The sequence below is a fragment of the Sphingosinicella rhizophila genome, assembly GCF_032378825.1.
GTDB classification, from domain to species: domain Bacteria; phylum Pseudomonadota; class Alphaproteobacteria; order Sphingomonadales; family Sphingomonadaceae; genus Allosphingosinicella; species Allosphingosinicella rhizophila.
Window position 1 is genome coordinate 575,588 of record NZ_JAVUPU010000001.1, and the last position, 12,995, is coordinate 588,582.

Consider the following 12,995-nt stretch of genomic DNA (forward strand, 5'->3'; position numbering starts at 1 on the left):
GGGATGAGATGATCCTCGTTGCCAGCTACAATATGCGCAAGGCCATCGGCACCGACCGGCGAAGGCGGCCGGAGCGCACGATCGAGGTCCTGAACGAGCTGGGCGCCGATGTGATCGCCCTGCAGGAGGCGGACCGCCGCTTCGGGGCGCGTGCCAGCGCGCTCCCGCTTCACATGATCGAGGAGCATAGCGATTATAAGCCGGTGCCGTTCGATGCGCGAAGCGGCAGTCTCGGCTGGCACGGCAATGCCATATTGGTAAAAAAGGGGATCGAGCTGGTCGACCGGGAGCTGATCCATCTCCCGTCGCTGGAGCCGCGCGGCGCGGTTCTGGCCGACCTGCGCATCGACGACACCTTGTTGCGCGTGGTCGGCATGCATCTCGATTTGTCGGGCCTTTGGCGGCGGCGACAGGCCCACGCCATATTGGCGCACCTTCATGCGCGCGATGGCGATCCGCCGACCGTGCTGATGGGCGATCTCAACGAATGGAGCGCGCGCGGGGGCTGCCTACGAGACTTTGCCCATCATTGCCGATTCGCCGATTGCGGGCGAAGCTTCCATGCCCGCCGGCCGATCGCCCGTCTCGACCGGATCATGGTGACGCCCGGACTGGAGATCATGGCCAGCGGGTCCCATGAAAGCGCCACCGCACGCCGCGCATCCGATCATCTGCCGATCTGGGCGCAGCTCAGACGGGAATAACTGCACTGGAAGACCGCGGGCCTGATTCTATTGTCTAGAAAAGACCGGCACGCGGTGCGGATAGTTCAGCGGCTCCCGCCTCCGCCGATGATGACATTGCCCGCTTCCTCAGGTGTGGGCTGGTCCGGAGTCGGACGATCGTCGACCCCAAGCCAGTCGCGCTGGGGCAGTCTGTAAAGCATATCCATCACTTCGAACTCCAGACCGCCGGGCTGATTGGTCGACGAGTTCCAGAGCGCCACGACTCCACTCTTGCGTTCGGGGTCGAACATGACGAGCGATCGGTAGCCGCGGACGCCGCCGCGATGGCCGATGACGCGGTGGCCTGCATAATCATAGATGCGCCAGCCAAGGCCGTAACTTGCTTTGGCGATCCGCTCCCTGAACTTGCGCATCCGGCCCATCTCTCCAGGCGTGGTGGCCCGCGCCGACTGCACCGCCTGAAGCGCTTGTGCCGGTAGCACGCTGGAATTCTCGCCCATCTGCGCCTTCATCCACAGCGCCAGATCCTTGATCGAGCTGTTGACCCCGCCGGCAGCGGGAACGCGATAATAGGATTCCACGACCTCCACCGGCTTTGAATTCTTGCCGCCCACATGGGGCCGCGCCCAGCTTGGAGCGGTGACCAGCCCGTCCCTGCTGATCGATGCCGACGTCATGCCCAACGGCCTGAACAGGCGTCGGCGCACGGCATCCTCGTAACGCTCGCCCGTAACTTTCTCGACGATCTCGGAGGCCGCGTCATAGGCGACATTCTGATAGGAATGGCAGGTGCCGGGCGGACAGATGGCATTGAGCTCTGCCAGCGACATTCGCAGCATGCGCGGATCCATATCGTCCTCGAGCTTCGAATCATTGGCATGCGAAAAGAGGCCCAGGCGATGGGACAGCAGGTCGGAGATCGTGGCCTTATGTTCGTTGCCACCCGGCAACCTCAAGGTCGCGGAATATTTGGCCACCGGCTCGTAAAGCGACAGCCTGTCCTGAGCGGCCAGCAAGGCGATCATGTCAGCCGCCACGCCCTTGGACAGGGAAGCCCAGCGAAAGACGGTGTTGGGGGTGACCGGCTGACCGCTGCCCGCAACCGTCTCCCCATAACCCTTGAGGAATCGGATTTCACCATTCTCCACGATCGCGACGCCAAGTCCGATCATGGAATTTTCCTCCATCAGGGACTGGAGCCGGCGATCTAGGCGCGAATAGTCGATCAGACTCGGCGGCGGGTCTTTGCCTTTGCCGATGGCCGTCAATTGGTGCCGGTTCCCGGAGGGCTCGTCCGAGCTGAAGCCGATACTGGTGGCCGCCCAGACGCCCAGCGTGAGGAGCATCGCGGCGGCTGCGAATTGAAGGATTCGGCGGCTCAGCATTTTTGTCCCGGATCGCAATTTGGGAAGCCGGCGCCGCCGACTCGGCTTAGGTTCAACGGATTCTCTCTTACTTTACAGCTGTTTCGGCTCGGTAATTGATCATGCCTTACATCAGCTGCTCGAGCCTTACCATCGCCTTGCCGGACCTGATCATTTGAATTTCGCGCGCTGCCGCCAGGGAAACATCGATGATGCGGCCGCGGGTGAACGGGCCGCGATCATTGATGCGGACGATGACGCTCTTGCCATTGGACTTGTTCGTGACGCGCAACTTGGTACCCATCGGGAGCGTCCGATGCGCTGCCGTCAGCGCATGCGGGTCGAACCGCTCCCCGCTCGCCGTCCGGTTGCCGGCAAGCTCGCGGCCATAATAACTGGCTTCGCCGTCGGCGAGATGAAGATAGCTCGGCTCAGCCTCCGGCGGATCGACGAGGTCGGCAACGATCTCGGCCACATCCACGAGCGGTTCTTCGGCCTGAGGCAGCGCTTCCGATTGGAGCAGGACCTCGGCGGCCTTGGCCTGGTCGATCTGCACCGCTTGGACAGGCCCCGACGTCATCAGGCCGGCGGCCGCCAATGCCACCACGCAACGCATGCCGCTCCGGCGCAATTGCTCCACCATTTTGCAAAGCCCCTCAGCTCTTCCACTAAAATGGGCTTAGCCGTGGCGCTTGATCGAGTCGCCATCGTTACGGCGGTGTGTCCCAAAAGTGCGGCGAACGGACCCGAAACGGGGGGAACCCGCGCGATACTCGACAATGGCAGCCGGGCCTGTCATCGGTCTTCCGATGCGGGAGAAGGAATTGCGGCTGGCGCTGATCTGCTACGGCGGAATCAGCCTTGCTGTTTACATGCACGGCATCAGCAAGGAGATCTGGCATCTCGTTCGCGCAAGCCAGGCCCATCATGGCGGGGGGCCGGATTCGCAGGGCAGCGAGCAGGTCTATCGCCGCCTGCTCGAAAGCATCGCCGCCGAATGCGGAATCGACCTGCGCGTGCTTGTCGACATCCTCACCGGCGCCAGCGCCGGAGGTATCAACGCCATCTTCCTTGCGGAGGCGATCTCCGCCGGACGATCGCTCGATCCACTGACGGAATTATGGCTGGAAACGGCCGATGTCGATCGGCTTATCGACCCCGAAGTGAACCCCCTTTCCCGCATGGCGAAAACGGCCGCGGTGCCCTTCGCCTGGGCGCTTTCCCGCAGCCGTGGCGGAGTCGAGCAGACCGTCGAGCCCGAGCATCGCGAGGAAATCCGCACCAAGCTCGCCAACTTTGTCCGGGCGCGATGGTTTGCGCCGCCCTTTAGCGGGTCTGGCTTCACCAATTTGCTGCTGTCGGCCTTTGACGCGATGACCAAGGAAGCGGCTGGTCCAGCCCTGCTTCCTTACTACCAGCCGCTCGACCTTTTTGTCACCGTTACCGATTTTCATGGCCATCCGGAGCGGCTCCGACTCAATAGTCCTGCGGAGGTCCCGGAGCGCGAGCATCGCCTGACCCTGTCGTTCCGCGACCCGGGCGGGCCGGACCGGCAACTTGCCGAACCCGCAGAACTCGTTTTCGCGGCAAGGGCGACAGCGAGTTTCCCTGGCGCCTTTCCGCCCTTTCAGGTGGGCGAACTGGATGCCGCGCTGGCAAAGCGGGGACAGGTCTGGGCTGGGCGCGACGCCTTCCTGGAACATACCCTGCCCCGCCACGCCGCCATCGGCGACATCGACAATGTCGTGCTCATCGACGGATCGGTGCTGGCGAACGCCCCCTTCCATCCAGCAATACACGCTTTGCAGAACCGCCCGACCCGCCGCGAAGTGGATCGCCGCTTCGTCTATATCGATCCAAAGCCAGGGATCCGCTCCGTTCGGCTGACCGGATCCGGCGCCAGCGAGCCTCCCGGCTTCTTCGCGACCATCTTCGGCGCCCTTTCCGATATCCCGAGAGAGCAGCCGATTCGAGACAATCTGGAGGCGATCGATAATCGCTCGTCGCAGATCAGGCGCATGCAGCGGATCGTCAGCGCGATGCGCCCGCAGGTGGAAGCCGCTATCGAGAATAGTTTCGGATCGGTCCTGCTGCTCGGTCGTCCAACCCCGAAAAGGCTGGCCGGCTGGCGGATTCGTGCCCAGAAGGTCGCAGCCCGGGATGCCGGCTATACCTTCGCGGCTTATGTGCATCTGAAGCTTTCCGAAGTGGTCGAAGAAATTGCGGACCGGATATTCGACCTCGGCGGCGGCGGCGGGAAGCAGAAGCATGAACGGGTGCGCCAGGCAGTGTGGGCGGTCATCCGCCAGCAAAGGCTCAACGCAGACGATGCCATTACGGCGGCAGGAGCATGTCCGGAGCTGGTACTCTTCCTGCGCAAGTTCGACCTCAGCTACCGGGTGCGGCGCCTGCGATTCCTGGCCCGCCGCATGGGCGAGATCGAGGAGCGCAGTGGGGCGCCGCGCGACGCGATCGATCGTGCGCGCGGGACCATTTACGACCTGGTCGGCCATTATGGCGCGGCCCTCGCGGCGACGGCGGGCAAATCGTCGTCGCCCGAAACCTTTCGGTCCGCCGGCGACGATGCCGCCCCGGCGATGACGGCGCTCGCCGAGATGTGGGGTCTTAGACCCCTCGACGAGCAGGCCGATGAGAGGCTCAGCGAAGCACTCGCCTCCTTTCCGAAGGTGGAGCGGCGCGCGATGATGCTCACCTATCTCGGCTTCCCCTTCTACGACATCGCGACGCTGCCGCTTCTTCAGGGTGAGGGTCTGGACGAATATGATCCGATCAAGGTCGATCGCATTTCGCCCGACGATGCCGTCGCCATCCGGCAAGGCGGCGCCGCGGCCACGCTCAAGGGAATTCAGCTGAACAGTTTCGGGGCTTTCTTCAGCCGTGCCTATCGGGAGAATGACTATCTTTGGGGGCGGCTTCACGGCGCTGACCGGCTGATCGACATCGTCGTATCCACCTTGCCCGAAGGCAGTCATCTGCCCGCAGGAACGGTGGCGACTCTGAAGCGCGATGCCTTCCGCCTGATAGTCGACGAAGAAAGACCGAGACTGACCAATATTGCCGCCTTGTTCGAGGTGCTGGATAAGGAGATTGGTTGAAGGCGGACGATCGCTTGCCACGCCGGTTGCGCGCACATAAGCAAGCATGATGCCTGGGAGGCGACGGACATGCAGTTTTTGAAAACCCTATTCTGGGTGGTGCTGGCGGTGATGCTGGTGCTGTTCGCCACCCGCAACTGGAATGCGGTGACGATCAATCTGTGGGGCGGGATGCAGGCCGACGTGAAATTGCCGGTGCTCGTGTTCGCCGCCTTTCTGCTCGGTTTCCTTCCGATGCTCATCATTCATCGCGCCAGGCTCTGGTCACTCAAGCGGCGGATGGAACCGGCGGAGCGCCACGTCTCGGTGGCGCCGCCCCAGCCGATGGCGACGTCGAACGAAAGCGCCGGCATCAAGGCGGAACGGGTGGCGACCGACAGCAAGGCATGGCCCACGACATGACCAGTCCGATCTTCGTCGCAATCGACACGCCGGATCTCGATCGGGCCAGGGCGATTGCTGCGCGTGTTCGCAACCATGTCGGCGGCATCAAGCTCGGGCTCGAATTCTTTTCCGCCAATGGCCGCCACGGCATAAAGGAAATGGCCGAGCTCGGCCTTCCGATATTTCTCGACCTCAAGTTCCACGACATTCCCAACACCGTCGGCAAGGCGATCCAGGCATTGCGGCCGCTCGAACCGGCCATTCTCACCGTTCACGCCGCCGGAGGGCGGGCAATGATGGAAGATGCAAAGGCGGCCGCGCCCACCGGCACCAAGGTTGTCGCGGTCACCGTCCTGACCAGCCTGGACAGTAGCGACTTATCCTCGATCGGACTGGAGCCGAATCCGCACGGGCAAGTCGAGCGGCTGACGGCTCTCGCCAGGGAAGCGGGGTTGGACGGCGTCGTCTGCTCGGGCAACGAAGTCGCCGCCGCCAAGAAATTATGGGCAGGCGGCTTCTTTGTCGTGCCCGGTGTTCGTCCCGCCGACAGCAATTCCGGCGACCAGAAGCGCGTGATGACACCAAGGAAAGCGCTGGACAGCGGCGCGTCGATCCTCGTCATCGGTCGCCCGATCACCCAGGCCGAAGATCCCGATTTGGCCGCGCGGTCGATCGAGGCGACGCTTTAGGCCCCGAAGGAAGTCTCTTTCCATCCCCGTAGACAAAGGCTTGCCCAGCGGCCTATCGGACGCGCGGAAGGAGAAGCCGCATGAGCTGGCTCAACCGCGTTCGCCAGAGCATTCCGTTCCTGCCCAAGCGGGAAACGCCCGATAATCTCTGGCACAAATGCCGCCATTGCGACGCGATGATCTTCACCAAGGAGTGGGCGGAGAATGATTTCGTCTGCCCCCGCTGTGATCATCACGACCGGATCGGCCCCAAGGCCCGTTTCGACTGTCTGTTCGATCCCGGCTATGCGATCCTGCCGCAACCGTCCGTCCGCGAAGACCCGCTAAAGTTTCGCGACAGCAAGCGCTATGCCGATCGATTGAAGGGCGCGCGAGCGCAGACGGCCGAAAGCGATGCCCTGGTCAACGCCTCCGGGACCGTGGAGGGGCGCCGCGCGGTGGTCGGCGTTCAGGATTTCGCCTTCATGGGCGGATCGATGGGGCTTGGCGTCGGTGCCGCCTTCATCGCCGGCGCGCGGACGGCGATCGCCGAACGCTGCCCCTATATCATCTTCACCGCCGCTGGGGGCGCCCGGATGCAGGAGGGCATATTGTCGCTGATGCAGATGCCGCGCACCACGGTGGCTATCGCCGAACTCAAGGAAGCCGGGCTTCCGTACATCGTGGTGCTGACCGATCCGACGACGGGCGGGGTCACGGCCTCCTATGCGATGCTGGGCGACGTCCAGATCGCCGAACCGGGTGCGCTGATCGGCTTTGCAGGGCAGCGCGTCATCGAATCGACGATCCGGGAGAAATTGCCGGAAGGATTCCAGCGCGCCGAATATCTGCTTGAACATGGCATGGTCGACATGGTCGTGCATCGCGAGGATCTTCGCCCGACTCTCGGCCGGCTGATCGCCTATCTGACGCCCGACCGGGCGGCCGCCTGATCTTCCTTCTCCTGCGGAAGGGAGAAAATCAAAATGGCCGACCACGCCGTTTCCGACCATCCCGGAGTTCGCCACCAGCTCGAGCGGCTGGCCGCACTGTCGCCGGGCGCCGATATATTGGGCCTGGAGCGGATCGGTGCGCTGATGGATCGGCTGGACCATCCCGAGCGGCGCCTGCCACCCGTCCTCCATGTTGCGGGAACCAACGGCAAGGGATCCACCTGCGCCTTTTTGCGGGCCGGGATCGAGGCGTCGGGCCTCAAGGCCCATGTCTACACCAGTCCCCATCTGGTGCGGTTCAACGAGCGGGTCAGGATTGCGGGACAGCTGATCGAAGATGATTTGCTGGCCGCCTTGCTCGCGGAAGTCCTGGATGCCGCCGACGGGATCGGCGCGAGCTTCTTCGAAATCACCACGGCCGCCGCCTTCCTCGCCTTCGCTCGTACGCCCGCCGACGCCTGTATCGTCGAGGTCGGTCTCGGCGGCAGGCTCGACGCCACCAACATCATCCCGGCACCGCTCATTTGCGGCATCGCCCAGCTGGGCATCGACCACCAGGCCTTTCTCGGCAGCCGCTTGGAAGATATTGCGGCAGAAAAAGCGGGCATCGCCAAGCCTGGGGTTCGCCTCGTCACCCAATATTATCCCGACAGCCTCGCCGCCCGGATCGGCGAGACGGCTGTCGCGGCCGGCGCGATCTGGCTGCCACGCGGCGGCGAATGGGATGCCACCGTCTATCGGCAGCGGCTTCATTATCGCGACGAGCGGGGAAAGCTCGATCTTCCCCTGCCCCGCCTGCGGGGCGCGCATCAGGCGACGAACGCGGCGCTGGCGATCGCGATGCTGCGCCACCAGGATCGCTTGCCCGTGCGCGAGTCCGCCTTGCGCGCAGCGATGGGATGGGCCGACTGGCCGGCGCGACTCCAGCGTCTGGAAGCAGGGCCGCTCGCCAACCTGCTGCCCCACGGTTCGGAGCTCTGGCTCGACGGCGCTCATAATCCCGCCGCCGCCCGGGCGGTGGCCGATTTCTTCCGGGCTCATGTCCCGGCCGAACGGCCGTTCCACATCGTCTTCGGCCTGCTCGCCAACAAGGACGCTGCCGGCGTACTGAAGCCCTTCGCCAACCGTTCGATCACACTCCACGCGGTGCCGGTGGCATCGCACCCCCATCATCCGCCATCGGACCTCGCCGCCGCCGCGAAAGCTGCGGGCCACGGCGCCTTGGTCGCCGACAATGTCGAAGCTGCGCTCGGATGGATCGCCCGCCACAGCGATCGCGCGCACCCGCCGATCGTGCTGATCCTGGGGTCGCTCTACCTTGCCGGCGAAGTCCTGCGGAAGAACGATCAACCGCCGGTTTGAGCGGCGTCTTTCCTCGCGTCTCCTTCACCTTCCACACCTGCGCTACCGATCGAGGCATCGATGAGACCGGATCTCATCATCAGCCAGAAGAGCAGAATTCCCGGCAAGGCGGCGGCGGTGGTGAGAAGGTAGAAATTCACATAACCCATGGATTCGACCAAGGCGCCGGCAGTGGTTCCGGTTAGAAACCGTCCCACCACGCTCGCCGCGGCCGAGATCAGCGCATATTGTGACGCTGTGAATCGCAGATCGGTGAGCGCCGAGAAATAAGCGACGACGGTGACGCCACCAATCCCGCTCGCGATATTTTCGAACAGGATCGCACCCGCCAGTCCGATATTGCTGTGCCCCGCCTGGGCAAGCAAAGCGAAGGTGAAATTCGACACGCCCATGAGGATGAGGCTGATCAGCACCGAACGCTTCATCCCGATCTTCGAATACATGATCCCGCCGATGAAGATGCCTATCAGATAGGCCCAGAAACCGACGCCGACGTCGTAGATGGCGATTTCGTCATTCGTGAACCCGGAATCATCGAGAAGCAGCCGAAGCGTGAGTTGGCCGAGCGTATCGCCGATCTTGTGCAGCAGGATGAACAGGAGGACGAGCAAAGCTCCGCTCCGCTGAAAGAATTCCGTGAACGGGCCATAGACCGCCCTTGCAGCGGCGATCATGCCACGTCGCTCCTTGGGCTCGCGGTGACGGGCGGGTTCGCCGAGTATCAGGCCCGTCAGCATCGCGGGTAGCGCGAAGCCCGCACAGGCCAGATAGGCCATTTCCCAACCGAAACGGGCCGCGACCACGAGAGCCAGCGAGGCTGCGCCGACCGATCCGATCCGCCATCCATATTGGCTCATGCCGGAACCCACGCCGAGTTGCTGCGGCTGCAGCGTCTCGATCCGATAGGCGTCGATGACGATGTCGAACGTGGCTCCGGCGACGCCGACGAGCACGGCCGCATAAGCGGTGTAGAGCAAGCTCGCCGACGGATCGACCAAAGCGAGATTGACGACGGCGGCCATGGCAAAAACGCCGGCAAGGATCAGCCACGACACGCGCTGGCCCAGACGCCCGAGAATTGGAATCCGAACGCCGTCGACGACCCACGCCCATAGGAATTTCAGATTGTAGACCAAGAAAGCGAGGCTGAAGGCGGTGATGCTCTTCTTGTCGAGTCCATCCTGGGCAAGGCGGGTGGTCAGCGTCGCGCCTATCATCGCGTAGGGAAAGCCCGAGGACACGCCAAGGAAGAAGGCGGCGATCGGGCCTGCTTCGGTATAGGGGCGGATGCCTTCGGGAAGGCGGCTGCGCCAGCCTTGCGGGGCGCTTTGACTGGCTTCGCTCATGCGTCTTTGTAACGAACTGCCAACGTTCGGCCAGCCCTCTTCGCCAGTCTTCTTGCTTGCCTTCTCACCGCCACAAAAGCAGTCTCCACAAATGCCCCAAAAGCAGTCTCACAAATGAATGTGTCGACCGGCAATCGTCCCACGGGCGGGCAGCTTGCGCTCGCCGAAAGCATTGCCCGCGGCGAAAGCACGCGTGGCGAGGGCATCACTTCGGTCGACGCCTCGGTCTACACCTCTCCTGCACGCTTCGACGCGGAGATGGGAACGCTGTTCGCCCGGCTGCCGCAGGTGATCGCACCGTCGGCGCTCCTGGCCCGCGCGAATATGGCCGTTCCGCATGACGGGTTCGGCCCGCCCTTGCTGCTCAGTCGGGACAGAGAGGGTGTGGCCCATGTCTTCTTCAATGTCTGCCGCCATCGCGGAACCCGGCTGGTGGAAGGTTCGGCGCCGGTCAGCGCATCCAGGCTGGTCTGCCCCTATCATGCCTGGTCCTATGGTCTCGACGGCACGCTTGCCGCTCTGCCCAGATCCGATTGCTTCCCGGGCCTCGACCGGAAGGATTTTGGTCTCGCCGAATTGCCGTGCCGGGAAGCCGGCGGCCTGATCTGGTTCGCCAGGGAAGACGCGGACTTTTCCGATGCGGACGCCCTCGCGCCGGAGTTCGACGCCTTCGGCCTTGCCGTCCATCATCTGTACCGTCGGCGGGTCCACGATGTCGCGTCGAACTGGAAACTGATCATGGACGCATTCCTCGAAAGCTACCACGTCCAGCGACTGCACGCGTCGAGCATCGGCAAGTTCTTCGCTGACGGGATTACCGCCGCCGACCGGATCGGCGTTCACCAGCGATCGGCAGTGGGCCGCGCCGACTATCTCGCCCGCGTCGATCATAGCGACTGGACCGCCTTGAGGGGAGCGATCACCTTCGCCTATCAGCTTTTTCCGGCGACGATCCTGGTCGTAAGCCCCGACTATGTGAACCTGATGGTGCTGATGCCGCAGGCACCGGACCGTACCTTGGTCGAGGATTTCATGCTGATCCCCAAGCCGCCTTCATCGCCCGAGGAAGAAAGGCATTGGGAAAAGAGCTGGATCCTGCTCGATGAAGGGACGTTCGCGGCGGAGGATTTCCGCGCCGCGGCACTCGGCCAGGAAGGACTGTCTTCGGGCGCGGTCCGTCAACTGACGCTGGGCACGCTGGAAACCGGCATTCATCATTTCCACCGGGCGGTGGAACAGGCCTTGCTTCAAACGTCGTCGTAGAGACTAAGTCCGGGCGGGAGCTTCTTGACCGGCCTGCCGCGAAGCCGAGCGTCGAGAGCGTCCAGCGCGGCCTTCAATATCTTGTCGGTGTAGGGCTTGGTGAGACAACCCAGCGCAAGGCTTCGCGCCTCGACGGGGCAATTGCCGCTCACGAAGAGCACAGGAACGTTTCTGGCTCTCGCCGCCCGGGCAACGTCCAGGCCGTCGCCATCGCCGCTAAGCTTGATGTCGCTCAGGACGAGGTGGATTTCTTCCTCTTCCAGCACTCGCAGGGCATCCGCCAGACTGTCGACAGTTGCGACGACCTCATAACCGTCCTCCTGAAGGAGATGCTCGTTGTCGAACGCCACCAGCACCTCATCCTCGACGATCACGATCCGTCGGATTGTCCTTTCCCGTTTGCCGAACAACATTATAAGCGCGCTTGCCCTCCGGTGGTCGATCTGTTTGCGTAACGAGCGACGACGACATCGGTGCCAGCCGTCACCGGTCGCCTGACGCAAATCGATTTCCGGCCGTCCGACTCAAGCCCTTTGGAGGATCGCCTTGCCGCCGCCCCGCCTGTCCAACGAACCGCAGCGCATCGCAAAACTCCTGGCACGCGCCGGCATCGCTTCGCGTCGCGAGGTCGAACGAATGATCGAGGATCGTCGGGTCGCCATAAACGGTGTTGCTGTCGAAAAGCCCGCAACCCTGTTGACGTCGCTGCAGGGCGTCACCGTCGACGGCAAGCCTGTCAAGGCGCCATTCGCGGCCCGATTGTTCCGGTTCCACAAGCCCACCGGTTTCATCACCACCGCGCACGATCCGAAAGGGCGCCCGACGATCTATGATCGTCTGCCAAGCGGCCTGCCCCGCCTGATGCCTGTCGGACGGCTCGACCTCAACACCGAAGGCCTCCTTCTTCTCACCACCGACGGGGGCCTGAAGCGAGAATTGGAGCTGCCGTCGAGCGGTGTCGAGCGAAGCTATCGCGCCCGTGTGTTCGGCGACGTCAGCCAGGCGCAGTTGGAGGAACTGATCGGGGGCGTCGAGATAGAAGGCGTGCGTTATGGCTCGATCGACGCCAATCTGGAGCGGCGGACCGGCAGGAACGGCTGGGTGGAGATGAAGCTCAAGGAAGGCAAGAATCGCGAAGTCCGACGGGTCCTGGAACATCTCGGCCTCAAGGTCTCCCGTCTGATCCGCACGTCCTACGGGCCATTCGTGCTGGGCGATCTTCCGGCCGGAGCGGTGGATGAGATCCACCAGCATGACTTGGCCGCGTTTCGAAAGACGTTGCGGTGAGGATCATCGCGGGCGCATGGCGCGGACGGCCGCTGGCCGCCCCGGAGGGCGGAGCCACGCGTCCGACCAGCGACCGGGCACGCGAAGGCTTGTTCTCGATATTGACCAGCCGCATCGGCACCTTCGAAGGACTGCATGTCGCGGATCTGTTCGCCGGCACCGGCGCCCTGGGCCTGGAAGCCCTGTCGCGCGGCGCAGCCCATTGCAGGTTCGTGGAGAATGATCGGAATGCGGTGGATGCGATCCGTCGGAACGTCGATCGATTGGGCGCAGCCGAACAGGCGGACGTCATGAGCCAAAGCGTCGAGCATGTTGCACCCCCTTCCCGCCCGTGCGATCTCGTCTTCCTCGACCCGCCTTACGCCACAGGCTTGGCGGAAATGGCGCTGGAACGGCTTCGCGATCCGGCCTGGATGGCCCCGTCCGGCCTCATCAGCGTGGAGAGTGACGGATCCCTGATCGTGCCCTCTTTTTTCGACGTGGCGACCGAGCGGCGCTTCGGCAAGGCCCGTGTCCATTTGCTTCGCCGTCATTCCTGACTGTTGTGCCGATCGCTTCTGTTCACT

At 63.5% G+C, this 12,995-nt stretch carries 13 protein-coding genes; 9 read left to right on the forward strand and 4 right to left on the reverse strand.

All coding sequences use genetic code 11. The annotated features are described in order from the left end of the window. Nucleotides 1-8: 8 nt before the first annotated feature. Nucleotides 9-704, forward strand: coding sequence for an endonuclease/exonuclease/phosphatase family protein (locus RQX22_RS02745; protein WP_315723380.1), 696 nt, complete (start codon nucleotides 9-11; stop codon nucleotides 702-704). A 65-nt stretch (nucleotides 705-769) separates the two neighbouring features. Here the strand turns inward: RQX22_RS02745 and RQX22_RS02750 are convergent, their stop codons facing one another. Both RQX22_RS02750 and RQX22_RS02755 read right to left on the reverse strand, forming a co-directional pair. Beyond that, nucleotides 770-2,071 (reverse strand): serine hydrolase domain-containing protein, encoded by a 1,302-nt coding sequence (locus RQX22_RS02750; RefSeq protein WP_315723382.1) that lies wholly within the window; start codon nucleotides 2,069-2,071, stop codon nucleotides 770-772. 106 nt (nucleotides 2,072-2,177) lie between these two features. Next, complete coding sequence (locus tag RQX22_RS02755; protein WP_315723384.1) at nucleotides 2,178-2,693, reverse strand: septal ring lytic transglycosylase RlpA family protein; 516 nt, start codon at nucleotides 2,691-2,693, stop codon at nucleotides 2,178-2,180. Between the two features lie 166 nt (nucleotides 2,694-2,859). On the opposite strand from RQX22_RS02755, the gene RQX22_RS02760 reads away from it, so the two are divergent. The 5 genes from RQX22_RS02760 to RQX22_RS02780 all read left to right on the forward strand — a co-directional run bounded on the left by RQX22_RS02760 (nucleotide 2,860) and on the right by RQX22_RS02780 (nucleotide 8,533). Beyond that, complete coding sequence (locus tag RQX22_RS02760) at nucleotides 2,860-5,166, forward strand: patatin-like protein (protein WP_315723561.1); 2,307 nt, start codon at nucleotides 2,860-2,862, stop codon at nucleotides 5,164-5,166. Nucleotides 5,167-5,235: 69 nt separating this feature from the next. Further along, nucleotides 5,236-5,568 carry a LapA family protein gene (locus RQX22_RS02765; protein WP_315723385.1) on the forward strand — a complete coding sequence of 111 codons (333 nt, stop codon included), beginning with the start codon at nucleotides 5,236-5,238 and terminating at the stop codon, nucleotides 5,566-5,568. After that, complete coding sequence (gene pyrF / locus RQX22_RS02770; protein ID WP_315723387.1) at nucleotides 5,565-6,239, forward strand: orotidine-5'-phosphate decarboxylase; 675 nt, start codon at nucleotides 5,565-5,567, stop codon at nucleotides 6,237-6,239. Before RQX22_RS02765 ends, pyrF begins: the two co-directional genes overlap by 4 nt. An 80-nt stretch (nucleotides 6,240-6,319) precedes the next feature. After that, the gene (accD, locus tag RQX22_RS02775; RefSeq protein WP_315723389.1) at nucleotides 6,320-7,171 is read left to right on the forward strand and encodes an acetyl-CoA carboxylase, carboxyltransferase subunit beta; all 852 of its coding nucleotides are present in this window, start codon (nucleotides 6,320-6,322) and stop codon (nucleotides 7,169-7,171) included. A gap of 33 nt (nucleotides 7,172-7,204) precedes the next feature. Next, nucleotides 7,205-8,533, forward strand: coding sequence for a bifunctional folylpolyglutamate synthase/dihydrofolate synthase (locus RQX22_RS02780; RefSeq protein WP_315723391.1), 1,329 nt, complete (start codon nucleotides 7,205-7,207; stop codon nucleotides 8,531-8,533). Here RQX22_RS02780 and RQX22_RS02785 read toward each other — a convergent pair. Then, nucleotides 8,518-9,879, reverse strand: a complete 1,362-nt coding sequence (locus tag RQX22_RS02785; RefSeq protein WP_315723392.1) for an AmpG family muropeptide MFS transporter — start codon at nucleotides 9,877-9,879, stop codon at nucleotides 8,518-8,520. The two genes, RQX22_RS02780 and RQX22_RS02785, sit on opposite strands and share 16 nt — an antisense overlap. Nucleotides 9,880-9,993: 114 nt before the next feature. On the opposite strand from RQX22_RS02785, the gene RQX22_RS02790 reads away from it, so the two are divergent. Further along, nucleotides 9,994-11,142 (forward strand): aromatic ring-hydroxylating oxygenase subunit alpha, encoded by a 1,149-nt coding sequence (locus tag RQX22_RS02790; RefSeq protein ID WP_315723394.1) that lies wholly within the window; start codon nucleotides 9,994-9,996, stop codon nucleotides 11,140-11,142. Here RQX22_RS02790 and RQX22_RS02795 read toward each other — a convergent pair. After that, entirely contained in the window at nucleotides 11,127-11,516 is a 390-nt protein-coding gene (locus RQX22_RS02795; RefSeq protein ID WP_315723395.1) for a response regulator, read from the reverse strand. The genes RQX22_RS02790 and RQX22_RS02795 overlap by 16 nt on opposite strands. 172 nt (nucleotides 11,517-11,688) lie before the next feature. Here RQX22_RS02795 and RQX22_RS02800 point away from each other — a divergent pair, with 172 nt between their 5' ends. After that, the gene (locus RQX22_RS02800; protein WP_315723397.1) at nucleotides 11,689-12,429 is read left to right on the forward strand and encodes a pseudouridine synthase; all 741 of its coding nucleotides are present in this window, start codon (nucleotides 11,689-11,691) and stop codon (nucleotides 12,427-12,429) included. Next, nucleotides 12,426-12,968: a 16S rRNA (guanine(966)-N(2))-methyltransferase RsmD gene (gene rsmD / locus RQX22_RS02805; protein WP_315723399.1), complete on the forward strand. Its 543-nt coding sequence runs from the start codon at nucleotides 12,426-12,428 to the stop codon at nucleotides 12,966-12,968. Before RQX22_RS02800 ends, rsmD begins: the two co-directional genes overlap by 4 nt. Nucleotides 12,969-12,995 lie beyond the last annotated feature (27 nt).